This is a genomic window from Marinobacter sp. G11, from assembly GCF_021282325.1.
In the GTDB taxonomy this organism is placed as follows: Bacteria; Pseudomonadota; Gammaproteobacteria; order Pseudomonadales; family Oleiphilaceae; genus Marinobacter; species Marinobacter vinifirmus.
Window position 1 is genome coordinate 57651 of the sequence record NZ_JAJSPB010000005.1, and the last position, 22539, is coordinate 80189.

The 22539-nt window shown below is 56.9% G+C and carries 17 protein-coding genes and 2 tRNA genes; 7 read left to right on the plus strand and 12 right to left on the minus strand.

Features of this window, described 5'->3' with window-relative positions; translation table 11 throughout:
- Nucleotides 1–22: 22 nt before the first annotated feature.
- The 5 genes from LWH94_RS04870 to sdhC all read right to left on the minus strand — a co-directional run bounded on the left by LWH94_RS04870 (nucleotide 23) and on the right by sdhC (nucleotide 6390).
- On the minus strand, nucleotides 23–2860 hold the full coding sequence (locus LWH94_RS04870; RefSeq protein ID WP_232901437.1) for a 2-oxoglutarate dehydrogenase E1 component: 2838 nt from the start codon (nucleotides 2858–2860) through the stop codon (nucleotides 23–25).
- 318 nt (nucleotides 2861–3178) lie between these two features.
- Nucleotides 3179–3883: a succinate dehydrogenase iron-sulfur subunit gene (locus LWH94_RS04875; protein WP_058340547.1), complete on the minus strand. Its 705-nt coding sequence runs from the start codon at nucleotides 3881–3883 to the stop codon at nucleotides 3179–3181.
- 15 nt (nucleotides 3884–3898) lie between these two features.
- Nucleotides 3899–5671: a succinate dehydrogenase flavoprotein subunit gene (gene sdhA, locus LWH94_RS04880; protein WP_232901438.1), complete on the minus strand. Its 1773-nt coding sequence runs from the start codon at nucleotides 5669–5671 to the stop codon at nucleotides 3899–3901.
- Between the two features lie 3 nt (nucleotides 5672–5674).
- Entirely contained in the window at nucleotides 5675–6016 is a 342-nt protein-coding gene (gene sdhD / locus LWH94_RS04885) for a succinate dehydrogenase, hydrophobic membrane anchor protein (protein WP_081697577.1), read from the minus strand.
- Nucleotides 6013–6390, minus strand: coding sequence for a succinate dehydrogenase, cytochrome b556 subunit (sdhC, locus tag LWH94_RS04890; RefSeq protein WP_058340544.1), 378 nt, complete (start codon nucleotides 6388–6390; stop codon nucleotides 6013–6015). Before sdhC ends, sdhD begins: the two co-directional genes overlap by 4 nt.
- A gap of 481 nt (nucleotides 6391–6871) precedes the next feature.
- Here sdhC and gltA point away from each other — a divergent pair, with 481 nt between their 5' ends.
- Both gltA and LWH94_RS04900 read left to right on the plus strand, forming a co-directional pair.
- Nucleotides 6872–8146 (plus strand): citrate synthase, encoded by a 1275-nt coding sequence (gltA, locus tag LWH94_RS04895; RefSeq protein WP_058340543.1) that lies wholly within the window; start codon nucleotides 6872–6874, stop codon nucleotides 8144–8146.
- Nucleotides 8147–8250: 104 nt separating this feature from the next.
- Nucleotides 8251–9120: an NAD(P)-dependent oxidoreductase gene (locus tag LWH94_RS04900; protein WP_232901439.1), complete on the plus strand. Its 870-nt coding sequence runs from the start codon at nucleotides 8251–8253 to the stop codon at nucleotides 9118–9120.
- Between the two features lie 194 nt (nucleotides 9121–9314).
- Here the strand turns inward: LWH94_RS04900 and topA are convergent, their stop codons facing one another.
- The 3 genes from topA to fadB form a co-directional block, all read right to left on the minus strand.
- The gene (topA, locus tag LWH94_RS04905; RefSeq protein WP_058340541.1) at nucleotides 9315–11954 is read right to left on the minus strand and encodes a type I DNA topoisomerase; all 2640 of its coding nucleotides are present in this window, start codon (nucleotides 11952–11954) and stop codon (nucleotides 9315–9317) included.
- Between the two features lie 267 nt (nucleotides 11955–12221).
- Nucleotides 12222–13397 (minus strand): acetyl-CoA C-acyltransferase FadA, encoded by a 1176-nt coding sequence (fadA, locus tag LWH94_RS04910; RefSeq protein ID WP_036219550.1) that lies wholly within the window; start codon nucleotides 13395–13397, stop codon nucleotides 12222–12224.
- A 32-nt stretch (nucleotides 13398–13429) separates the two neighbouring features.
- Nucleotides 13430–15577 carry a fatty acid oxidation complex subunit alpha FadB gene (fadB, locus tag LWH94_RS04915; RefSeq protein WP_058340540.1) on the minus strand — a complete coding sequence of 716 codons (2148 nt, stop codon included), beginning with the start codon at nucleotides 15575–15577 and terminating at the stop codon, nucleotides 13430–13432.
- Between the two features lie 326 nt (nucleotides 15578–15903).
- On the opposite strand from fadB, the gene LWH94_RS04920 reads away from it, so the two are divergent.
- Both LWH94_RS04920 and LWH94_RS04925 read left to right on the plus strand, forming a co-directional pair.
- On the plus strand, nucleotides 15904–16722 hold the full coding sequence (locus LWH94_RS04920; RefSeq protein ID WP_232901440.1) for a hypothetical protein: 819 nt from the start codon (nucleotides 15904–15906) through the stop codon (nucleotides 16720–16722).
- Between the two features lie 152 nt (nucleotides 16723–16874).
- A complete protein-coding gene (locus LWH94_RS04925) occupies nucleotides 16875–17306 on the plus strand; it encodes a universal stress protein (protein WP_022989223.1) in 432 nt (143 codons plus the stop codon).
- Between the two features lie 20 nt (nucleotides 17307–17326).
- Here LWH94_RS04925 and LWH94_RS04930 read toward each other — a convergent pair whose 3' ends face one another.
- The 4 genes from LWH94_RS04930 to LWH94_RS04945 all read right to left on the minus strand — a co-directional run bounded on the left by LWH94_RS04930 (nucleotide 17327) and on the right by LWH94_RS04945 (nucleotide 20959).
- Nucleotides 17327–19255 carry an ATP-binding cassette domain-containing protein gene (locus tag LWH94_RS04930; protein WP_232901441.1) on the minus strand — a complete coding sequence of 643 codons (1929 nt, stop codon included), beginning with the start codon at nucleotides 19253–19255 and terminating at the stop codon, nucleotides 17327–17329.
- Between the two features lie 5 nt (nucleotides 19256–19260).
- Nucleotides 19261–20058, minus strand: a complete 798-nt coding sequence (locus LWH94_RS04935) for an MOSC domain-containing protein (RefSeq protein ID WP_232901442.1) — start codon at nucleotides 20056–20058, stop codon at nucleotides 19261–19263.
- A 128-nt stretch (nucleotides 20059–20186) separates the two neighbouring features.
- A tRNA-Gly gene (locus LWH94_RS04940) sits at nucleotides 20187–20262 on the minus strand.
- A gap of 94 nt (nucleotides 20263–20356) precedes the next feature.
- Entirely contained in the window at nucleotides 20357–20959 is a 603-nt protein-coding gene (locus LWH94_RS04945) for a DUF924 family protein (protein ID WP_232901443.1), read from the minus strand.
- Nucleotides 20960–21052: 93 nt separating this feature from the next.
- On the opposite strand from LWH94_RS04945, the gene LWH94_RS04950 reads away from it, so the two are divergent.
- The 3 genes from LWH94_RS04950 (at nucleotide 21053) to LWH94_RS04960 (ending at nucleotide 22524) form a co-directional block, all read left to right on the plus strand.
- Nucleotides 21053–21430, plus strand: a complete 378-nt coding sequence (locus LWH94_RS04950) for a sirohydrochlorin chelatase (RefSeq protein WP_094625060.1) — start codon at nucleotides 21053–21055, stop codon at nucleotides 21428–21430.
- Between the two features lie 29 nt (nucleotides 21431–21459).
- Nucleotides 21460–22362: a TIGR01777 family oxidoreductase gene (locus LWH94_RS04955; RefSeq protein ID WP_232901444.1), complete on the plus strand. Its 903-nt coding sequence runs from the start codon at nucleotides 21460–21462 to the stop codon at nucleotides 22360–22362.
- A gap of 86 nt (nucleotides 22363–22448) precedes the next feature.
- Nucleotides 22449–22524: transfer RNA gene (locus tag LWH94_RS04960), tRNA-Glu, on the plus strand.
- The last annotated feature ends 15 nt before the right edge of the window (nucleotides 22525–22539 follow it).

A 22539-nucleotide genomic window follows, 5' to 3' on the forward strand; every position in this document is an offset into this window, starting at 1 on the left:
AAATCCTTAGTTCGGTAGCTCGTCAGATTCCAAACGCGTCGTTAACCAGTTTCTTCTGCTCTTCGATGTGAACAGACATGTGTCCACAGGCAGGAGCAGCAGAAGCATCACGACCGGCGTACTCAAGGTGCAGTTTCGGGTTCAGGCGCTGCAGTGCGTGCCGCATGTGGTGCTGACTGCAGTACCAGGCGCCCTGGTTCATAGGCTCTTCCTGACACCAGACCGCGCTCTTGAGCTTGGTGTACTGGCCCAGAATTTCGTCCAGATCGTCTGCCGGGAACGGATACAACTGCTCGAGGCGAACGATGGCCACATCGTCACGCTCGTCGGCTTTCTTCTTCTCCAGAAGATCATAGTAGACTTTGCCGCTACACATGATCACACGGGTGACTTTCTTCGGATCAGAAGGTTCTTTCTCGGGCAGTACTGTCTGGAAGGTACCTGAGGTCAGGTCATCCAGGCCGGAGATCGCCTCTTTGTGACGCAGCAGGCTCTTCGGTGTAATCGCAACCAGCGGCTTACGCAGCGGGCGCTTCACCTGGCGGCGCAGCATGTGGAATACCTGGGACGGCGTGGTGGGCACGCAGACCTGGATATTGTGCTCGGCACAAAGCTGCAGGAAACGCTCCAGGCGCGCGGAGCTGTGCTCTGGCCCCTGCCCTTCGTAACCATGAGGCAGCAGCAGGGTCAGGCCACACAGACGGCCCCACTTGTGCTCGCCACTGGTCAGGAACTGGTCGATCACCACCTGGGCACCGTTGGCGAAGTCACCGAACTGGGCTTCCCAAACAATCAGTGCGTTCGGCGTGGTGGTGCTGTAACCGTATTCGAAGGCCATAACCGCTTCTTCAGACAGCAGCGAGTCATAGATTTCGAATTTCGGCTGGTCTTCGGCCAGCTCTTTCAGCGCAACGTGGGTAGAGCCATCCTTCTGGTTGTGCAGTACCGCGTGGCGGTGCGAGAAGGTACCACGGCCAACGTCCTGGCCGGTCAGACGGATCGGGTGACCTTCGTTCAGCAAGGTGGCGTACGCCATCATCTCGCCATAGCCCCAGTTCATAGACAGGGCACCGGCAGTCATCTTTTCCCGATCGTTAACGATCTTGGAAACCTGGCGCTGGATGCTGAAGCCTTCCGGAACCTGGGTCAGTTTCTTGCCCAGCTTCTGGATCGTTTTCAGGGGAACGCTGGTCTTGCACTTGGCCGTCCACTCGTGGCCCAGGAACGGAGTCCAGTCAACGTAGAGCTCTTTGTTCGGCTCCTTGACCAGGGACTTGACCACGTGTTCACCCTTGTCGAGTGCGTCACGGTAGTCGTTCTCCATCTGCTTGGCTTCGTCTTCGCTGATCACACCGGCTTCAACTAGCTGATCTGCGTACAGAGCGCGAGTGGTTTTCAGCTTGCGGATCTTGTCGTACATCAGCGGCTGGGTAGCAGCCGGCTCGTCGGCCTCGTTGTGGCCACGGCGACGGTAGCAAACCAGATCGATAACCACGTCCCGCTTGAACTCGTTGCGGTAGTCCATGGCCATCTGGGTTACAAACAGCACGGCTTCTGGGTCGTCTGCATTCACGTGCAGAATCGGCGCCTGAACCATTTTCGCCACATCGGTACAGTACTCGGTAGAACGGGCGTCTTCCTGCTTGCTGGTGGTAAAGCCAACCTGGTTGTTGATGACGATGTGGATGGTACCACCTACACCGAAGCCCCGGGTCTGGGACATCTGGAAGGTTTCCATCACAACGCCCTGCCCGGCAAAGGCCGCGTCGCCGTGCATAACGATCGGAAGCACAGTGCTGCCGTCGGTATCGCCACGACGATCCTGGCGGGCACGGACAGAACCCTCAACCACCGGAGATACGATTTCCAGGTGTGACGGGTTGAATGCCATTGCCAGGTGCACTTCGCCACCCGGAGTCATCACGTTGGACGAGAATCCCTGGTGGTATTTCACATCACCGGAGCCGGAATCCGCGAGCTTCTTGCCCTCGAACTCGTCAAACAGTTCCTTCGGATTCTTGCCCAGGGTGTTTATCAACACGTTCAGACGGCCACGGTGTGCCATGCCCAGCACGATTTCCTTGGCACCGTAGGAGCCGGCACGCTGAATCAGTTCGTCCAGGCACGGAATCAGGCTCTCGCCGCCTTCCAGGCCAAAACGCTTGACGCCCGGATAACGGGAGCCCAGATATTTTTCCAGGCCTTCGGCAGCGGTGAGACGCTCGAGCACGTGCTTGCGGGTTTCCGCTTCGTACTCAGGGCGGGAGCGTACTGGCTCCATCCGCTGCTGGAACCAACGCTTGATGCGGGTATCCACCACGTGCATATATTCGGCGCCAATGCTTTCGCAATAGGTCTGGCGCAAGCCTTGCACGATGTCTCCGAGCTTCATGGTCTCGGAGCCGAAATTCAGTGAACCTGTCTGGAACTCGAGATCCAGGTCAGACTCGCCCAGTTCGTGGAACGAGGGCTCGAGATCTTCAACAGGCTGACGCTGCCAGACTCCCAGCGGATCGAGCTTTGATTCCTGGTGACCACGGAAACGGTACGCATTGATCAACTGCAGAACACGGATCTGCTTTTTGTCAGCATCTGACGTGGCGCTTGCAGGCACACCACTGCTGGCAAGAAAACGCTGATTGCGTGAAATATGCTCGAACTGTTCGCGGATGGTCGAGTGAACGATGTCGCGGCCTTTATAGCCATCAACACTCGGAAGCTTGTCGAAGTAGCTTCTCCACTCTTCGGGAACTGAATTGGGGTCTGTCAGGTAGGTCTCAAAAAGCTGTTCAACGTAGGCCAGATTTCCACCTTGCAGGTGGGAAGTCTGCCATAACTGCTCCATGATGCTTTCGTGCATTTTGAATAGCTCACCTTGGGCTGGTGCGGGGGAGCGAGTATGGTCGGCCAGGGGTAAATCTCAGTCAATACGGGTTATTACGGCATGACTTTTGGCCACCACACCCTGCAAGGATGTTTTCCGTCCCCAGTGATTTTTATACTCAGCTGCGCCATCAGCCAGACTGGATAAGCCCAAGCAGACAGCGCGCATAAGTTTGCACCCCGATAAGACTTTTGACTATAAGCCTTTGGTTGAAGGCCCCGCATATAGCGAGGCCTTCGAGGGTACCAACTGGTGTCAGAACACCAGTATAGCTGGTGCTGCAGATTTTGCCGGTCAGGTGGCTCGTTGCAGCAACAGGTTCCGGATATGGCCAATCGCCTTTGTGGGGTTCAGGCCTTTCGGACACACACTTACGCAGTTCATGATGCCGCGGCAGCGGAAAACACTGAACGGGTCATCCAGGTTCGCCAGTCGCTCTGCCTGGGCAGTGTCGCGGCTGTCCGCCAGGAAGCGGTAGGCCTGCAGCAGGCCAGACGGACCAATGAACTTGTCAGGGTTCCACCAGAACGACGGACAAGCGGTGGAGCAGCATGCACACAGAATACACTCGTACAGGCCGTCCAGCTTTTCACGATCTTCCGGCGACTGCAGGCGCTCAATGGCCGGAGCCGGGTTGTCGTTTACAAGGTACGGCATAACTTTTTCGTACTGCTTGTAGAACAGACTCATATCCACGACCAGGTCACGGATAACCGGCAGGCCCGGCAGCGGGCGCAGAACCAGCTTGTTGTTCTTGACCACATCCGACACCGGAGTGATACAAGCCAGGCCGTTCTTGCCGTTCATGTTCATGCCATCAGAGCCACAAACACCCTCACGGCAGGAACGACGATAGCTCATGGAAGGATCTTTTTCCTTCACCAGGTTCAGAACATCCAGAACCATGAGATCTTTGCCCGCAGGAATCTCGATTTCGACATCCTGCATGTAAGGGGCATTATCGGTTTCCGGATTATAGCGATACAGGCTTACCAACATATTCAGGATACCCCCTTAGTAGGTCCGGACTTTCGGCTGGAAAGTCGGAACCGTTTTCGGTGCAAAGTTCACGTCACGCTTGCCAACACGCTTGTCCAGCGGGAAGTACATGGAGTGCTTCAGCCAGTTCTCGTCGTCACGCTCGGTGAAGTCGTTACGGGCGTGCGCACCACGGCTTTCTTTACGCTCGATCGCAGACTTGGCTGTTGCGTAGGCAACTTCGTACAGGTTATCCAGCTCCAGCGCTTCGATACGGGCAGTGTTGAACGCCTTGCTGGTATCGGCCAGCTTGGTCTTGCGAACACGCTCGCCAATCTCTTCCAGCAGCTTGATACCCTTCTCCATGCTCTCGCCGTCACGGAATACGCCGAAGTACAGCTGCATGCAGTTCTGCAGATCCTTACGAACCTTGGCTACATCCTCACCTTCAGAGGCACTGTCCAGACGCTCCAGGCGAGCCATGGCACGCTTGATATCTTCTTCGCTGGCGCCATCAACCTCGAAGCCGCCACGCAGCTGCTCTTCAATGTGCAGGCCAGCTGCACGACCGAAGACCACCAGGTCCAGCAGGGAGTTGCCACCCAGACGGTTAGCGCCGTGTACAGATACACAAGCTGCTTCGCCACAGGCAAACAGGCCGGGAATAGGCTTGTCGTTGCCGTTTTCATCCTGGGTCAGGGCCTGGCCACCTACGTTGGTGGGAACACCGCCCATCATGTAGTGACAGGTCGGAACGACCGGGATCGGCTCTTTAACCGGGTCAACGTGCGCAAAGGTACGGGACAACTCGCAGATGCCCGGCAGACGCAGGTTCAGGGTTTCTTCACCCAGGTGATCCAGCTTCAGCAGTACGTGATCCTTGTCGGGACCACAACCGCGACCTTCCAGGATCTCCAGAACCATGGAACGGGCCACAACGTCACGGCCAGCCAGGTCTTTCGCGTTCGGAGCATAGCGCTCCATAAAACGCTCACCTTCGGCGTTGATCAGGTAACCACCCTCACCCCGACAACCTTCTGTAACCAGGGTGCCAGCACCGTGAATACCGGTCGGGTGGAACTGCCACATTTCCATGTCCTGCACCGGGAAACCGGCACGCAGCGCCATACCGATACCGTCGCCGGTGTTGATCATGGCGTTGGTGGTAGAGGCGTAGATACGGCCAGCACCACCGGTAGCCAGAACGGTGGCCTTGGACTTGATGTAAGCCACTTCACCGGATTCGATCTCAATGGCTACAACACCAACCACTTCGTCTTTGCTGTTCTTGACCAGGTCTACGGCGTACCACTCGTTCAGGAAGGTAGTACCGCCCTTCAGGTTGGCCTGGTACAGGGTGTGCAGCAGGGCGTGACCGGTACGGTCAGCGGCGGCACAGGTACGGGCTGCCTGGGTGGGGTTGTCCGGACCCTTGGACTGGCCACCGAACGGACGCTGATAGATACGGCCCTGCTCGGTACGGGAGAACGGCAAGCCCATGTGTTCCAGCTCGAACACAGCCTGGGGGCCTACAGAACACATGTACTCGATAGCGTCCTGGTCACCGATATAGTCGGAGCCCTTGACGGTATCGTACATGTGCCAGCGCCAGTCATCATTGGGATCAGCGCTTGCGATCGCACAGGTAATGCCGCCCTGGGCAGACACTGTGTGCGAACGGGTCGGAAAGACCTTGGTGATACACGCGGTGTTGATACCGGCTTCTGTCAACTGCAGGGCGGCACGCATACCGGCACCGCCGCCACCGATAACAATCGCGTCGTAAGACATGGTTTTGATGTTAGCCATCGATTAAAGCCCCCACAGAATCTGAATGCCCCACACGACATATACGAACATCACCAGAATGCAGGCTGCCTGCAGCAGGAAGCGCGGCATTGCTGCTTTGATGTAGTCGGTGGATACGGTCCACAAGCCTACCCAGGCGTGTCCGGCAATGGACAACAGCGCCAGCAGGCTGAAAATCTTGAACCAACCCTGGCTGTACAGGGAAGACCACGCCTGGTAGTCCACGTCTGTAGTTACGAAGAAACCAAGGAGAAACAGCGTGTACAGAGCCAATACGTAGGCAGTAACCCGCTGGATGATCCAGTCCTGAATCCCGTTACGACCAATATTCGTTACACTGTTCATGCCCATACCCAGACTCCAGCCAGAATGATGAGAACAATGGAAACCACAAGCGTGATTTTGGCGGCAAGGCGGCCACTTTCCAGCTCTTCAGCAATACCCGCATCCATCAGCAGGTGCTTGATACCTGCAACAAGGTGGTAAAGCAGAGCAGACAGGATGCCCCAGATAATCAGCTTTGCCAGGAAGCTGTCCAGCAGTTCGTTAACCCGGTTGAAGCCATCTTCCCCGGACAGGGAAAGATCCAGGCCGTACATCAGGAATGCAACACCAACAAAAATGATGATGCCGCTGATACGATGCAGGATCGAAGTAATGGCTGGCAGCGGGAAATGGAACTTGCCGAGATCGAGATTTACTGGTCGTTTGCTATTCACAGCGCTCTCACACTCTCTCTTGGTACCGCGAAACCGGAAAAACCGGCGGCGGTGGGTTGGTATGTTAGGTCCGGAGAATCAGTACGATACCGGTAACCGATTGGTTCAGGAGGGCGGATGACAACCCGGTAGCTTGCTACGCTGAAGCATGCAAGAAAACGGTGCATCCCCGATTCCGGGCTACGGATTATAAGGAGACACCCCGGTAATTACAAACTTGCAACAACCGCCAAAGCCTTGCGAGGCGCTGCCCTGCCCCATCTATAAGGATTATTGACAAACCGGAATTCAGGGCAAAAGCGCCGTCATTCGGGATATCCCTCATTTACACCGGATGTTAATTTGGTGCTTTTCGCACCCAGCTCATTGACAAAAAAAGCTGACGCCCTATATTTTGCGCCCAGTTTTGCGATAATACGCGCTTTCTGGCGCATCTACACATGCAAATCAGCTGTCACAGCTAATCAAACGGGAGAGCACCATGACCGACAGGAAAGCCACGCTCTCGGTGGGAGACAAGTCCATTGAGCTACCGGTTTACTCCGGCACCGTCGGCCCTGACGTTATAGACGTACGCGGCCTCGTCCAGGAAGGCGTATTCACTTACGACCCGGGTTTTGTATCTACCGCAGCCTGCGAATCTGCCATCACCTACATCGATGGTGCCAAAGGCGTCCTGCTGCACCGGGGTTACCCGATCGACCAGCTGGCCGAGCATTCCGACTTCCTCGAGGTCTGCTACCTGCTCCTGAACGGCGAACTGCCGAGCGCTGAAGAAAACAAGCAGTTCCACGACACCATCAAAAACCACACCATGCTGCACGACCAGATGCGCAACTTCTTCAACGGCTTCCGCCGTGATGCGCACCCCATGGCCATCATGTGCGGCGTTGTGGGTGCCCTGTCTGCGTTCTACCACGACCAGATGGATGTGGCTGATCCCAAGCAGCGCGAGATTACCGGCCATCGCCTGATCGCCAAGATGCCGACCATCGCGGCATGGTGCTACAAGTACTCCATGGGCCAGCCGTTCATGTATCCGCGTAACGACCTGTCCTACGCCGAGAACTTCCTGTACATGATGTTCGGCACCCCTTGCGAGGACTACAAGCCGAACCCGGTTCTGGCCAACGCGATGGACAAGATCTTTATCCTTCACGCTGACCACGAGCAGAACGCCTCTACCTCCACCGTACGCCTGGCGGGCTCCACCGGCGCCAACCCGTACGCGTGTATCGCCTCCGGCATCGCCGCCCTTTGGGGCCCGGCACACGGCGGTGCAAACGAAGCGGTTCTGGACATGCTGGCTGAAATCGGCGACGAGTCCAACATCGAGAAATTCATCGCCAAGGCCAAGGACAAAGACGATCCTTTCCGCCTGATGGGCTTTGGTCACCGGGTTTACAAGAACTTCGACCCGCGCGCCAAGGTAATGGCACAGACCGCTCACGAAGTGCTGAGCGAGCTTGGTCTGGAAAACGATCCGCTGCTGAAGATTGCCCAGCGCCTGGAAAAGATTGCCCTGGAAGACGAATACTTCGTTCAGCGCCAGCTGTACCCGAACGTCGACTTCTACTCCGGCATCATTCTGAAGGCCATCGGTATTCCGACTTCCATGTTTACCGTGATCTTCGCAATGTCCCGCACCATCGGCTGGTTCTCTCACTGGAACGAAATGGTCAGCGGTGCCAACCGCATCGGCCGTCCGCGCCAGCTGTACACCGGCTCGCCGAAGCGCGACTACCCGAAGAAATAAGCTGCAAGCTTGCTTCACCCAGAAAAAAGCCGCTGAATCCAGCGGCTTTTTTCGTATCATGGCACGACAAATTCGACTAATCAGACAAGAACCAGGAGCAGACCATGGCAACTATCGCGTTTATCGGGCTCGGGGTAATGGGCTACCCGATGGCAGGCCACCTTGCCCGGGCCGGCTATGAAGTCAGAGTTTGGAACCGCACCAGCGAAAAGGCCCGTCAGTGGGCCGAACAGTATCCGGGCAAAGCCTGTGACAGCATTGCAGATGCGGTCGCCAACGCAGACGTGGTACTGACCTGCGTGGGCGCCGATAAAGACCTGGAAGAAGTCTACACCGCCCCGGATGGCATCATCAGCAACGCTCCGGCCACAGCCACACTGGTCGACCACACCACTGCATCTGCCGGCATTGCCGAGACACTGGCACAGGCAGCCCGTGCACGGGGCCAGGGCTTTATCGACGCCCCGGTTTCCGGCGGCCAGCAAGGTGCCGAAAACGGCCAGCTGACGATCATGTGCGGCGGTAGTCCCGAGGATTTCAGCAAGGTTCAGCCAGTACTCGAATGCTACGCCCGGGCCCTGAACCTGATGGGCCCTGTGGGCAGCGGCCAGAAGACCAAGATGGTTAACCAGATTGCCATTGCGGGGCTGGTACAGGGCCTGTCAGAAGCCCTGCACTTTGCCGAACAGGCAGAGCTGGACGTGCGCAAGGTGGTGGACGTGATCTCCAAGGGCGCGGCCCAGTCCTGGCAGATGGAAAACCGCTCCGGAACCATGATCGACGGCGAATTCAACCACGGCTTTGCGGTGGACTGGATGCGCAAGGACCTGGGCATCTGCCTTGAAGAAGCCCGCAGAAACGGCTCCAGACTGCCGGTAACGGCGCTGGTGGACCAGTTCTACGGAGATGTGCAGGAGATGGGCGGAAACCGCTGGGATACGTCTTCGCTGATTCAGAGGCTTCGTAAGAAATAATGATTTGCCACGAAATCCACTAAAGAACACTAAAAAAGAAAACTAATTAGCCACGGACACTCACGGACCCACACGGACAAAAGAGAAAACTGCCTTGTTACTGTCCGTGAGAGTCCGTGAGTGTCCGCGGCAAAAAATCAGTTATCTTTTCTTCAGTTTTCGTGTTCTTTAGTGGATTTCGTGGCAAAAAAGAATCACTTCTTCTTGTCCCGAGGCACCCAGCGGCCGTTTTCGTACCAGGCGGACCAGCCGGTGGCCTTGCCATCCTGTTCCGACATAACGTACTGCTCTTTCGACTTCCGGCTGTAGCGGATCACCGTCGGGTTACCCTCGGGGTCTTTCTCCGGGGCGTCCATCAGGTAATCGTATTTCGGGTCGATTTCCTTGCGGTGCGGTTTGATCTCCATCACCAGCGGTGGCCGGGTTTCCCGGTTTTTCGGGAATTTGCTGGCCGCCAGGAACAGGCCGGAGGCACCGTCACGCAGTACGTAGGTGTCGTCCACCTTCTGGCACTGCAGCTCCGGCATGGGCACCGGGTCCATTTTGGGGGGCGCAGGCTCGCCGTTCTTCAGCAGTTTGCGGGTGTTCTTGCACTCGCTGTTGGTACAGCCAAAGTACTTGCCGAAACGGCCGGTTTTCAGCTGCATTTCGGAACCACACTTGTCGCATTCCAGCGTAGGGCCGTCGTAGCCCTTGATGCGGAAACTTCCCTCTTCCACTTCGTAGCCGGAGCAGTCGGGGTTGTTACCGCACACGTGCAGCTTGCGCTTTTCATCAACCAGGTAGCTGTCCATGGCCGTGCCGCATTTCGGACAGCGGCGCTTCATGCGCAGCAGGCGGGTTTCGCCCTCGCCTTCCACGTCTTCATCGGCACTGACCACTTCGTCGCCAGACACCAGGTTAATGGTAGTCTTGCAACGCTCCTTGGGCGGTAATGAATAGCCGGAACAGCCCAGGAATACCCCGGTGCTGGCTACCCGGATCTGCATATTACGGCCGCAACTGGGGCAAGGAATGTCGGTTTCCGTGGGTGTATTGGCCCGCATGCCGCCGTCGGTCTTTTCCGCACTTTCGAGCTGGTTACGAAACTTGGCGTAGAAGTCGTTCAGCACCTTCTTCCACTGAACGTCGCCTTCGGCAATCTCGTCCAGCTCGCCTTCCAGGCGTGCGGTAAAATCGTAATCCATCAGGTTCGGGAAAGATTCTGCCAGCCGTTCGGTAACAATCTCGCCCATCTTCTCGGCGTAAAAACGGCGGTTCTGAAGCCGCACGTAACCACGATCCTGGATGGTGGAAATAATGGATGCGTAGGTAGAAGGACGACCAATGCCCTGCTTTTCCAGTTCCTTGACCAGGCTGGCTTCGGTATAGCGCGGCGAAGGCTTGGTGAAATGCTGGGTCGGATCCAGCTTCTTGAGATCCAGGGGCTGATCTACCTTGATGTCTGGCAGCGCCACGTCTTCGTCTTTCTTGGCTGACTGGGGCGCAGCTTTCAGGAAACCTTCGAACTTGACGATGCGACCACGGGTACGCAGTTCGTAGTCACCATTGGCCACAACGATGGAGGTGCTGAGGAATTCGGCATCCGCCATCTGGCAGGCGATAAACTGGCGCCAGATCAGGTCGTAAAGCTTCTCCGCATCCTTTTCCAGGCCACTGATATCGGTAGGCCTGCGGGATACGTCAGTAGGCCGGATGGCCTCGTGGGCCTCCTGGGCGCCTTCCTTGCTACCGTACACGCGGGGCTTCTCAGGCAGGTAGCGATCACCGAACTGTTTCTGAATAAACTCGCGACAGCCGGTTACGGCATCCTGGCTCAGGTTGGTCGAGTCTGTACGCATGTAGGTGATGTAGCCCGCCTCGTACAGGCGCTGGGCCAGCATCATGGTTTTCTTGACACTGAAGCCCATGCGGTTGCTCGCCGCCTGCTGCAGTGTCGAGGTAATAAAGGGAGCAGAGGGCCGTGAACGGGTTGGCTTGTCTTCCCGCTTGGCCACCTTGAAGCTACCGGCTTTCAGACGGTCAACATGTTCCTTGCTCTGAACATCATTAACCGGACGGTAGGGCTTGTCGTTGTAGCGGGTAACCTCGAACCGAACCGGGTCCCTGGTTCCTTCTGCGGTCAGGTCTGCGTGCAGCTGCCAGAATTCCTCCGGCACGAACTTGCGGATTTCCCGCTCACGCTCAACGATCAGGCGCACGGCAACCGACTGAACCCGGCCAGCAGACAGGCCCCGGGCAATCTTGGCCCAGAGCAGCGGCGAAACCATGTAACCCACAACGCGATCCAGGAACCGGCGCGCCTGCTGGGCATTTACCCGGTTGTTATCCAGCTCACCGGGGTCCTTGAACGCTTCCTGGATGGCCCGCTTGGTAATTTCGTTGAACACCACGCGGCGATACTTTTCCGGCTCGCCGCCAATGGTCTCCTGAAGGTGCCAGGCGATGGCTTCCCCTTCCCTGTCCAAATCCGTTGCCAGATAGATGTGGTCGGCATTCTTGGCCAGGCGCTTTAGCTCGCTGACGACCTTTTCCTTACCGGGCAGGATCTCGTAACGGGCGCTCCAGTCGTTATCGGGATTTACCCCCATGCGGGCAACCAGCTGTTCACGGGCCTTACGCTTCTTGTGCTCGGCTTTTTCGTCCGGGCTCATCTTGCGGGTGGCAGCGGCCTGCCTGGCGCGCTCTTTCGGGTCTGACTGGCTACCACTGCCACTGACTGGCAGGTCACGAATGTGGCCAACACTGGACTTAACAATAAAATCCGAGCCCAGGTACTTGTTGATGGTCTTCGCTTTCGCTGGAGACTCGACAATAACGAGACTTTTACCCATATCGGAGATCTGTATCCTTGGCGATCAATCGGTCAAGTTCTGGACAGAACCGTAAACTCGCATAAAAATCAGGCAACTGGAAAACACAGGGGCTGCCATTGTGTATAGGCTCACTGTTTTACAGGGTCAAGAATGGCAAAACAACCCATTCTTTGATTTCAGTCACCGTTTTTTGGGATTTCCGGGCCGTTTTACAATCCCTGAAACAGGAAGGCCCGGCGAATTGCCGGGCCTCCTGATTGAGCGTTACTGATCCGGACTAACCGATCAGAGGCGCTCCCACACAGTGGCAATGCCCTGACCCAGGCCGATACACATGGTGGATACACCAAGCTTACCGCCTTTGGCCTGCATGATATTCAGCAGTGTGGTGGAGATACGGGCACCGGAGCAGCCCAGCGGATGGCCAAGGGCAATCGCGCCGCCGTTCAGGTTAACCTTCTCTTCCATAACACCCAGCAGTTTCAGGTCTTTCAGGACCGGCAGGGACTGGCCTGCGAAGGCTTCGTTCAGTTCCCAGAAGTCGATATCTTCAACTTTCAGGCCTGCACGCTTCAGTGCCTTCTTGGTGGCCGGAACCGGGCCGTAGCCCATGATTGCGGGATCACAGCCAGCAACAGCCATGCTGCGGATCTTGGCAATCGGGGTCAGACCCAGTGCTTCTGCCCGCTCAGCGGACATCAGTACCATGGCAGCCGCGCCATCGGTCAGCTGGGAAGACGTACCGGCAGTTACGGTACCGTTCTTCGGATCAAACGCCGGACGCAGCTGGCCCAGGGACTCAGCGGTCGTTTCCGGACGAATGGTCTCGTCTTCTTCGATCAGCTTCACAAAGCCGTTTTCGTCGTGGCCTTCAATCGGAACGATTTCGTTCTTGAAGCGGCCTTCAACAGTCGCTTCGTGGGCCAGGCGATGGGAACGGGCACCGAACTCATCCTGCTGCTCGCGGGTAATACCGTGCATTTTCGCCAGCATTTCTGCAGTCAGGCCCATCATGTTGGACGCTTTTGCAGAGTACTTGGACGCAGCCGGGTTGTGGTCGAAGCCGGCAGTCATGGGTACGTGGCCCATGTGCTCGACACCGCCTACCATGAACACGTCACCGTTACCGGTCTGAATCGCCTGGGCGGCAGTGTGGATGGCGCTCATGGCGGAACCACACAGACGGTTAACGGTCTGGGCAGCAGACTCGTGCGGGATACGGGTCAGCAGGGAAATCTGCCGCGCCACGTTAAAGCCCTGCTCTTTAGTCTGGTTTACACAGCCCCAGATTACGTCTTCTACTTCTTTCGGATCGAGCTTCGGGTTGCGCTCAAACAGTGCTTCAATCAGCGCAGCAGACAGAGTCTCGGCGCGAACGTTGCGGAAACAGCCGTTTTTGGCACGACCCATCGGAGTCCGCACGCAATCGACGACGACAACGTCTCTCGGATTAAGGCTCATAGATCTTTCTCCGTTCGGAAATCTCGTTAGGGTTAGCCAAAGAACTTCTTGCCAGTCTTGGCCATTTCACGCAGCTTCTCGGTCGGCGCGTACAGCGGGCCAAGATCTGCATACTTGTCTGCCAGTTCGACGAACTTGTCGACGCCCATGTCGTCGATGTAGCGCAGGGCACCACCACGGAACGGAGGGAAACCGATACCGTAGATCAGACCCATGTCTGCATCGGCCGGGTCTTCAACAATGTTGTCTTCCAGGCAGCGAACGGTTTCCAGGCACAGAGGAATCATCATACGGGCGATGATGTCTTCTTCGTCGAAGTCCTTGCTGCCGTTAACCACAGGCTCGATCAGCTTGTAGGTTTCTTCGTCGACAACCTTCTTCGGCTTGCCCTTCTTGTCTTCTTCGTACTTGTAGAAGCCCTTGTCGTTCTTCTGGCCGTAACGGTTGTTCTCGAACATCACGTCGATGGCAGACTTGAAGTCAGCCTTCATGCGATCCGGGAAGCCGTCTGCCATCACTTCGTTGGCGTGCTTGGCAGTGTCCATGCCCACTACGTCGAGCAGGTAGGCCGGGCCCATGGGCCAGCCGAACTTTTCCATCACCTTGTCGATCTTCTGGAAATCGGCACCGTCACGTACCAGCGCAGCAAAGCCGCCGAAGTACGGGAACAGAACACGGTTAACCAGGAAGCCCGGGCAATCGTTAACCACGATCGGGGTCTTGCCCATGGCCTTGGCGTAGGCAACGGTGGTCGCGATAGCGCGGTCACTGGTCTTCTCGCCACGGATAACCTCAACCAGCGGCATCATGTGTACCGGGTTGAAGAAGTGCATGCCGCAGAAGTTCTCCGGACGCTTCAGGTTCTTGGCCAGAAGGTTGATGGAGATGGTAGAGGTGTTGGACGTCAGGATGGCGTCTTCGCGAACCGCGTCTTCGGTCTCGCGCAGAACGGCATCTTTCACCTTCGGGTTTTCAACAACCGCTTCAACAACCAGGTCTACGTTCTTGAAATCACCGTAGTTCAGGGTCGGCGTGATGTTGTTCAGAACGTCGCCCATCTGGCCAGCGTCCATCTTGCCCTTGGCGACACGCTTGGACAGCAGCTTCTTGGCTTCACTCAGGCCCAGCTTGATGCCGTCCTGATTGATGTCCTTCATAACAATCGGGGTGCCTTTCAGCGCCGACTGGAAGGCTACACCGCCACCCATGATACCGGCGCCCAGTACGGCAGCCAGGTTCACATCAGAGGCTTCTTTTTCCCAGGCACTGGCTTTCTTCTTCAGGGCCTGGTCGTTCAGGAACAGACCAACCAGACACGCGGCAACGTTGGTCTTGGCCATCTTGGCGAAGCCCTTGGCTTCTACTTCGATCGCCTTGTCGCGGGTCATGCCGGCATGCTTCTGCATGGTCTTGATGGCTTCCACCGGCGCCGGATAGTTCTTGCCAGCCTTGCCGGCCACGAACGCCTTGGAAATCTCGAACGCCATCATGCTTTCCATGGCGTTGAGCTTGATCTTGCCTTTCTTCTCTTCACGGCGCGCCAGGTTGTCCAGCTTGCCTTCGTTGCACTGATTGATAATGGCAACGGCTGCGTCGACCAGCTTGTCGGCTTCAACCACGGCATCAACAGCGCCCACTTTCAGAGCGGCATCAGCGCGGTTTTCAGTACCACCGGCAATCCACTCAACCGCGTTATCCACACCCACCAGGCGGGACAGGCGAACAGTACCGCCGAAGCCCGGGAAGATACCCAGCTTCACTTCCGGCAGACCTACCTTGGCCTTGGGAGCCATAACCCGGTAGTCGGTGGAAAGGCACATTTCGAAGCCACCACCCAGAGCGATACCGTTAATAGCGGTAACGGTCGGGAACGGCAGGTCTTCAATGGCGTTGAATACTTCGTTGGCCTTCATGCTGTTGGCCACGAGAGCTTCTTCGGAACCTGCAAACAGCTCGGTAAACTCGGTGATATCGGCACCGACAATAAAGCTGTCCTTGGAACTGGTAACAACCAGGCCCTTGAGGTTTTTCTGGGATTTGAGTGCTTCAGCTGCGGCGCCCAGCTCTTCGATGGTGAGACGGTTGAACTTGTTGACTGACTCGCCCTGCAAGTCAAAGTTCAACTGAGCGATCCCGCCTTCGATCTCTTTAACCGTGATGGCTTTACCTTCGTAAATCATCAACTGATCTCCAGTCTGTGTTTGGAACTGCTGACAACCGGCTGACAATAGCTGCCGGGCCGGCTGTTTGTGCAGCGAGATTTCGGTCACTGCCCGATCTTCCGATCCAAAATTCATACAGTCGTTTGAATCGTGAGGCCACACGATGGAAAAAAACGGAGCGTTTGTCAATTTGTTTCTGCAGGGAACCCCGAGAAACTCTTGATAAAAAAGTGAAGTGGTACCGGTAACAGCCGGAAATTAGTTGATTAGGCTGCGTAGTTACTTTAACTTCGAGCTGAGACTTTAGTCCACAATAATAAAACGGCATTACGGAGACTGATCCGATGAAAGACGCCCACCTGCGAATCCGCTCACTTCTGGCTGCCCTGATCCTGTTGTCCTTTACCGCGTTCGGCGCCAAGGCACAGGAATCCGGTAACGAGTTCCTCGCAGACCTGCATGATTTCCGCATCAACAACTACCTGGCGCTGGACGCCTTCTACGCCTTCAGCGCAACCTCCGACACCGAATTGCTCAACCGTGTCGTGGTTGGAATCAATAGCGCCAACGACGCCATGAACTCTGTGGTCGGCAGCAACAGTGACGTGCTTTCAGACGAACAGGTCGAGGAACTGAACCGGTCCTTCGACAGCTTCAAGGACCTGATGCGCAGCAACATCAACGAAGTGCGGGATCGCGGTTACCCTGACCTGCGCCTGATGGCCGAACTGGCTAATCAGGGGCAGTCGATGAACGATACCGCCACAGAGCTGTACGACCTCGCAAGGGAAAGCAGCGGAACCGAAACCAATCCGCAAGTGGAATCGGCGCGCTCAGCGGCAGTGCTGATGGCTCAGATGATGGCCCGCTACGCAGCCCGTACCCACTCTTCCGTCTCCCAGACGTTCCAGGGCGCCGCCAACGAAGTGTCGCTCGACCAGCAGGCGCTGATGTTTGACGAGCTTCTGGCGCAGGCGCGCTCCGGTTCAGCGACCGGCGAACTGAAAACTGCCCTCGATGATGTGGCCGCCAAGTGGCAGTTCATTCGCGGCTCCTACATCAACTACAACGACAACAACGTCAGCTTTATTATCGACCGTTACTCCAAAGGCATTATCCAGGGCCTGGACGACGCCATTGTAATGCTCCGCAATAACGCCTGATTCCTGCCTGGCTGGCCGGCCGGGTTAACTCATTGCCCGCCGGCCAAAAACTTCCCTTTCCGCTTGATGCCGGTCAGAATGGCTATACACTTGATTGATATACAATCCAGAGTCATTCAGGATCATTTCCCAGCGCGAAGGAGCAAGACCCCATGTCCACCTACAAAAAAGTTCTGGTTGCCATCGACCTGACCGAAGAAGCACCGCAGGTCCTTAACAAAGCCAAGTCCATTGCCGAGTCACAGGCGGCGGAGCTGTTGCTGGTTCACGTTGTGGAGCCTGTCGGCTATGCCTATGGCGGCGACATCCCCATGGATCTTTCTGAATTGCAGGATCAGCTGGACAAGGCCGCCCACGACCAGCTTGGGCAATATGGCGAGCAATATGGCGTGGCCAAGGACAGCCAGATTGTGACGGTTGGCCGTCCGGAATCTGAAATTCACCGGCTGGTGAAGGAACAGGGCGTGGACCTGGTGATTGTTGGCAGCCACGGACGCAAAGGTTTCCAGCTGCTGTTGGGCTCTACCGCCAATGGTGTGCTGCACGGCACAGAATGTGACGTCCTGGCAGTGCGCATTCACTGATAAAGGCGATGGCGGGGCTGCTACTGCCCCGCCTGCTCTTCCAGCTCCATCCAGCGCTCGATGACCTGCTCGAGGCGGGCTTCTGCGTCAGACAACTGCTCCAGTGTCTTCGAAACCTTCTCCGGATCTCCGGAATAAAAATCCGGCGCGGAGATCGCTTGCTGAAACTCCGCCACTTCCTGCTCCAAAGCCTCGATTTTACCCGGTAACTGCTCCAGTTCGAGCTTGAGCTTGTAACTCAGTTTCACCGGTTTGGACTTTGCTGCAGGAGCTGCAGAAGCCTCAGGCTTCTTTGTCGTTGCCTCTGTCTTTTCCCGCTTATCCTGTTTGTCCGGCCGACTGCCGGAAGACTCCGCCGGAAACACCCCGCCTTGCCGGCGCCAATCGCTGTAACCGCCAACGAACTCGCGCACCCGCCCGGTGCCATCCAGGAAGATGGTGTCGGTGACCACGTTATCCAGGAATTCCCGGTCGTGACTGATCACAATCACCGTACCCTTGAACTCGGAGAGCTGTTCTTCGAGCAGTTCCAGGGTTTCCACATCCAGGTCGTTGGTCGGTTCGTCCAGAACCAGGATGTTGGCAGGCTTGCTGAACAGCTTGGCCAGCAACAGACGGGCTCGCTCACCACCCGAGAAAACACTGACCGGCGAACGGGCACGTTCCGGGGTGAACAGGAATTCCTGCAGGTATCCCAGAACGTGTTTGCTTTGGCCGTTGATATCGATAAATTCCCGACCCTCGGCCAGGTTGTCCAGAGCGTTGCTTTCCAGGTCCAGCTCGCCCCGCAGCTGATCGAAGTACGCCACCTGCAGATTGGTACCCAGCCGGATGCTTCCTTCAGTAGGTTCAAGCTCTCCCAACAGTAGTCGTACCAGCGTGGTCTTGCCGGTTCCGTTCTCCCCTACCAGGCCGATCTTGTCGCCTCGCAGAATGGTCAGCGTCATATCCCGGATAACCGGATCACTGCCCGGGTAGGCAAAGCCTGCCTGCCGGGCTTCAGCCACCAGCTTGCCGGAACGGGCTGCCTCTTCAACGGAGAAATTGGCAGTGCCACCGCGAACCCGGCGCTGGCGATGCTCTTCGCGCATGGCCCTGAGCGCCCTTACACGGCCCATATTGCGGGTTCTGCGGGCCTTGATGCCCTGCCGGATCCACGCCTCTTCCTGTTTCAGGCGCTTGTCGAACAAGGCGTTCTGGCGCTCTTCATCTTCCAGCGCCTTTTCTTTCAGCTCCAGGTACTTGTCATAGTTGGCCGCAAAACTGATCAACTGCCCCCGGTCCAGCTCGACTACCCGGGTCGCCATGCGCCGGATAAACGCCCGGTCGTGACTGACAAACAGCATGGCACCCCGAAACTGGCCCAGAGCCTCTTCCAGCCAGGCAATCGCGGGTACATCCAGATGGTTGGTTGGCTCATCCAGTAACAGGATATCCGGCTCTGCCACCAACGCCCTGGCCAGCAAAACCCGGCGCTGCCAGCCGCCGGACAAGGTATTCAGCGTACGGTCCGGATCTACGCCGTACTGGGCCAGGATCGTGGTGACCTTCTGGTCCAGGCGCCAGCCATCCAGGCTCTCGAGGCGCTCCTGAACCTTCATCATCCGGTCCAGGCTGGCTTCATCTGCCTGCTGGGACAAGCAGTGAAACTCCGCCAGCAACTCGCCGGTTTCCGGAAACGCCGAAGCCACCACATCGTAGGCGGTGCGGGTGTCGCCAGACGGCAGGTTCTGGGGCAATACCGCCAGCACCGAGCCCTCTTCCAGGCGAACAATGCCTCCATCAGGAGTAACATCACCGCTGACAATTTTCAGGAGCGTCGATTTACCTTCGCCGTTTCTCCCTAACAGACACACCCGCTCGCCCGGCTCGATGGTCAGCGAGGCTTCATCCAGCAAGGGATGCATGCCGAAGGAAAGGGAAATTTTATCCAGGTTCAGTAAGGGCACCTTTTTCACGACTCCTGTTGGGAAATGGCAACACTGTCTCCAACCGAGATTCTGCCACTGCTCAAATGAATGGCATTCTGGCCGAAGATTACGCCATCAGGCGTTTTACGATAGGTAGAAAGCGTTTTCAGGGGTTCGGTTCCGGCATCTTTGATGCCCGTTTCGGGATCTACGGTTGTCAGAACGCAGCGGGAACAGGGTTTGACCACTCGAAATCCTACAGACCCGATCATCAGGGATCGCCAATCATCCTCGGCCCATGCCGGCACGCCCTTTATAACAATATTGGGCCGGAACCGTGTTATGGATACCGGCTGCGTCAGACGGGTGTTCAACTCATCCAGTGACGCCTGATTGGCGAGCAGAAACGGAAAGCCGTCGGCAAAGCCCACACGCCGGTTATCGGCGACCCGCTCCGGATCGACCCGGCGAAAACTGGAATCGGGCATATAGACAAAGCGAAGCGGGACACCACAGAACTCACTTAACGCCGCACTTGCTGCAGGGTCACCCATCAGGGCATCGGCGGTATCACGCCAGACCACGACTCGAACCTGCTCCTCCTGCGGCACCAGGGGAAAACTCCCCTGATCCGGAATCCGCACCTCTACCCCGTCATCGCTCATCACCGCGCTGACCAGGGCAAGCCTGGGCATCTGGCGCTGGGTTACAAACCGGTTCTGATCGTCCACGATCATCCAGCGGCGATCCCCTTTCGGGCCGAAATCGTCCAGCTCAAAACCTGGAACTTCAACGCCTGCCAGGGATTTTACGGGATACAGGTAAAGTGACTGCACCTTCATCTTGAGCGCTCGCACAGATCAGTTTAAAAATGAGGATGCCGAGTATAGCTGACACAGACAATAGAAAGGGGAGTTATCCGGAGCCTGAAAGCAAAAAACCCGACACTGGGGTCGGGTTTTTTGGAATCTGGAGCGGGAAACGAGATTCGAACTCGCGACCCCAACCTTGGCAAGGTTGTGCTCTACCAACTGAGCTATTCCCGCAGATCTTTGTGAGGGCGTTGCCTCTCAACGGCTGCGTATTCTACTGATCGATCGCAGCGCGTCAACAGTTTTTTTAAGAAATTATGAAAGCGGATTATTGGCCAAACCTCCGCCCTCCCTCCAGGTATTCCAGCTCCTGCTCGGTAGACTTGCGCCCGAGGGCACGGTTACGGTGGGGAAAGCGGCCAAACCGGGCAATGATGTCGTGATGGTCCCGGGCTGACTGAAGGAAGCTCTCAAGAAAATCTCCCAGCAAGCCGTTGTGGCTTGCCGCCAACTGCCGATAGCACTCCACCGACAATTCCTGGTCCTTGATCTTCTCGGAGTGCTGTAACGGCATATACAGAAAGGCGCGTTGAACCGCCGGTAACTGAACATCCTGGCCCTGGTCCATCGCCCGCCGGCACAATTGCCTGGCCAGGCGATCGTGCTCGAAAGCCAGCGCAGCGCCCCGGAAGATATTCCGGGTAAACTGGTCCAGCAACAGGATTTCCGCCAGGGCACCGCCGGCAGCTGTACGCCAGTGCTCCAGCCCCTCCTCGGAGGCAAACAAAACCAGGGACAAAAAGCGGCGGCGAATCTCCTGGTCAAACTTTCTGTCAGACCGGAACCAGCGGTTACGATGAAATGCATCCGGCAGGCCCTGGTCATCCAGGGGGCCAAACCAGTAATCCAAAAGCTCTTTCCAATCGAACATTCAACCACTCCCTGATACATTTAGGGCAACAGCATCGTATAACTTTGCAGTCATTACGTATCAGCCAATCCATCTGATCATTCCGGAGACCTCATGGCAAATCCTCACCGCATTATTCTGCTGGCTCACGGCAGCAGCGACCAGCGCTGGTGCGATACCTTTGAACAACTGGCCAAGCCTACCCTGGAGTCAGTCGAAGACTCGTCCATTGCCTATATGGAGCTGGCCGAGCCTTCCCTGGAGACGATTGTCGCCCGGGGCAAGGAAAGCGGCGCCACCAGCTTTACCATCGTTCCGTTGTTCCTGGCTGCAGGCCGGCATTTACGCAAAGACGTCCCCGCCATGATTGAAGAGCTCGAGAAACAGCACGGTGTAGAGATCCGGCTTGCAGACCCTATTGGACAGAACCCGCATCTGGGTGAAGCCATCCGGGACGTTGTCCAGGACGAGCTGGGCCGCGCTGCAGTCTGATCACCCGGTTTGCATCGAGGGAAGCAGACATGGAAAAGCGAATTCTGATAACCGGCGGTACCGGCTTCATTGGCCAGGTTCTTTGCCGGGAACTGGCCAGCCGGGGCTGGTCACTGACAGTGCTGAGCCGACAGGCAACCAACATCGTCAAGGAACTTTGTGGCCCCGTTCAGGTAATTGGCGACCTTGGGCAGACCTCCGGTCGCCCCGGCTTTGATGCGGTCATCAACCTGGCCGGCGAAGGCATTGCAGACAAGCGCTGGTCCGACAAACGAAAACAAGCCCTCAGGGACAGCCGAATTGCACTGACCCATGACCTGGTCAGCGCCATGGAAAGCTGGGCGACCAGACCCGGGGTACTCGTATCCGGCTCTGCGGTAGGTGTTTACGGAAATCAGGGTGATCAATTAGTTACCGAAGAGACCTCACCCACTATCGAGTTTACCCACGAGCTTTGCCGCGATTGGGAGCAGGCAGCTCTGGAGGCGGAGAAACTCGGTGTACGGGTATGCCTGTCCCGTACAGGCGTGGTGGCGGGCTCCGGTGGAGGTTTCCTGCAGCGAATGCTGCTGCCCTTCAAATTGGGGCTGGGCGGAAAGCTTGGAAGCGGTCGCCAGTATATGCCCTGGGTGCACAGAGACGACGTTGTCGCCGCCCTGATCTGGATGCTGGAAAACGAACAGGCTCGCGGCCCCTATAATGTCGTCAGCCCTGCACCGGTAACAAATGCTGAATTTACCAGGGCGCTGGCACGGGTGCTGAGCCGGCCCGCGATACTGCCTGCGCCTGCATTCGCATTACAGTTGATGCTGGGGGAAATGGCCCGGCTGTTGCTCACCGGCCAACGTGCAGTTCCGGCAAGACTGGAAAAAGAAGGATTCCGGTTCAAGTACCCGGAGTTAGCGGATGCCCTGCAAGAAAGCGTGAAGTGAATTTTTTGAAAAAAAGCGTTGACAGGCCCAAGGCCCTTACTTAATATACGCGCCACCTCGACGAGGCAAGCTTTTGAAAACGTTGCGTCCCCTTCGTCTAGTGGCCTAGGACTCCGCCCTTTCACGGCGGCAACAGGGGTTCGAACCCCCTAGGGGACGCCAATTTTTCCCAAGCTT

Excerpts from the sequence above, each read along its gene's own strand:
- gltA (WP_058340543.1), top strand. The coding sequence starts at position 6,872 with ATGACCGACAGGAAAGCCACGCTCTCGGTGGGAGACAAGTCCATTGAG.
- fadA (WP_036219550.1), bottom strand. The coding sequence starts at position 13,397 with ATGAGCCTTAATCCGAGAGACGTTGTCGTCGTCGATTGCGTGCGGACT.
- sdhA (WP_232901438.1), bottom strand. The coding sequence starts at position 5,671 with ATGGCTAACATCAAAACCATGTCTTACGACGCGATTGTTATCGGTGGC.
- LWH94_RS04870 (WP_232901437.1), bottom strand. The coding sequence starts at position 2,860 with ATGCACGAAAGCATCATGGAGCAGTTATGGCAGACTTCCCACCTGCAA.
- LWH94_RS04935 (WP_232901442.1), bottom strand. The coding sequence starts at position 20,058 with ATGAAGGTGCAGTCACTTTACCTGTATCCCGTAAAATCCCTGGCAGGC.
- LWH94_RS04900 (WP_232901439.1), top strand. The coding sequence starts at position 8,251 with ATGGCAACTATCGCGTTTATCGGGCTCGGGGTAATGGGCTACCCGATG.
- LWH94_RS04875 (WP_058340547.1), bottom strand. The coding sequence starts at position 3,883 with ATGTTGGTAAGCCTGTATCGCTATAATCCGGAAACCGATAATGCCCCT.
- LWH94_RS04920 (WP_232901440.1), top strand. The coding sequence starts at position 15,904 with ATGAAAGACGCCCACCTGCGAATCCGCTCACTTCTGGCTGCCCTGATC.
- LWH94_RS04950 (WP_094625060.1), top strand. The coding sequence starts at position 21,053 with ATGGCAAATCCTCACCGCATTATTCTGCTGGCTCACGGCAGCAGCGAC.
- LWH94_RS04955 (WP_232901444.1), top strand. The coding sequence starts at position 21,460 with ATGGAAAAGCGAATTCTGATAACCGGCGGTACCGGCTTCATTGGCCAG.
- LWH94_RS04925 (WP_022989223.1), top strand. The coding sequence starts at position 16,875 with ATGTCCACCTACAAAAAAGTTCTGGTTGCCATCGACCTGACCGAAGAA.
- sdhD (WP_081697577.1), bottom strand. The coding sequence starts at position 6,016 with ATGAACAGTGTAACGAATATTGGTCGTAACGGGATTCAGGACTGGATC.
- topA (WP_058340541.1), bottom strand. The coding sequence starts at position 11,954 with ATGGGTAAAAGTCTCGTTATTGTCGAGTCTCCAGCGAAAGCGAAGACC.
- LWH94_RS04945 (WP_232901443.1), bottom strand. The coding sequence starts at position 20,959 with ATGTTCGATTGGAAAGAGCTTTTGGATTACTGGTTTGGCCCCCTGGAT.
- fadB (WP_058340540.1), bottom strand. The coding sequence starts at position 15,577 with ATGATTTACGAAGGTAAAGCCATCACGGTTAAAGAGATCGAAGGCGGG.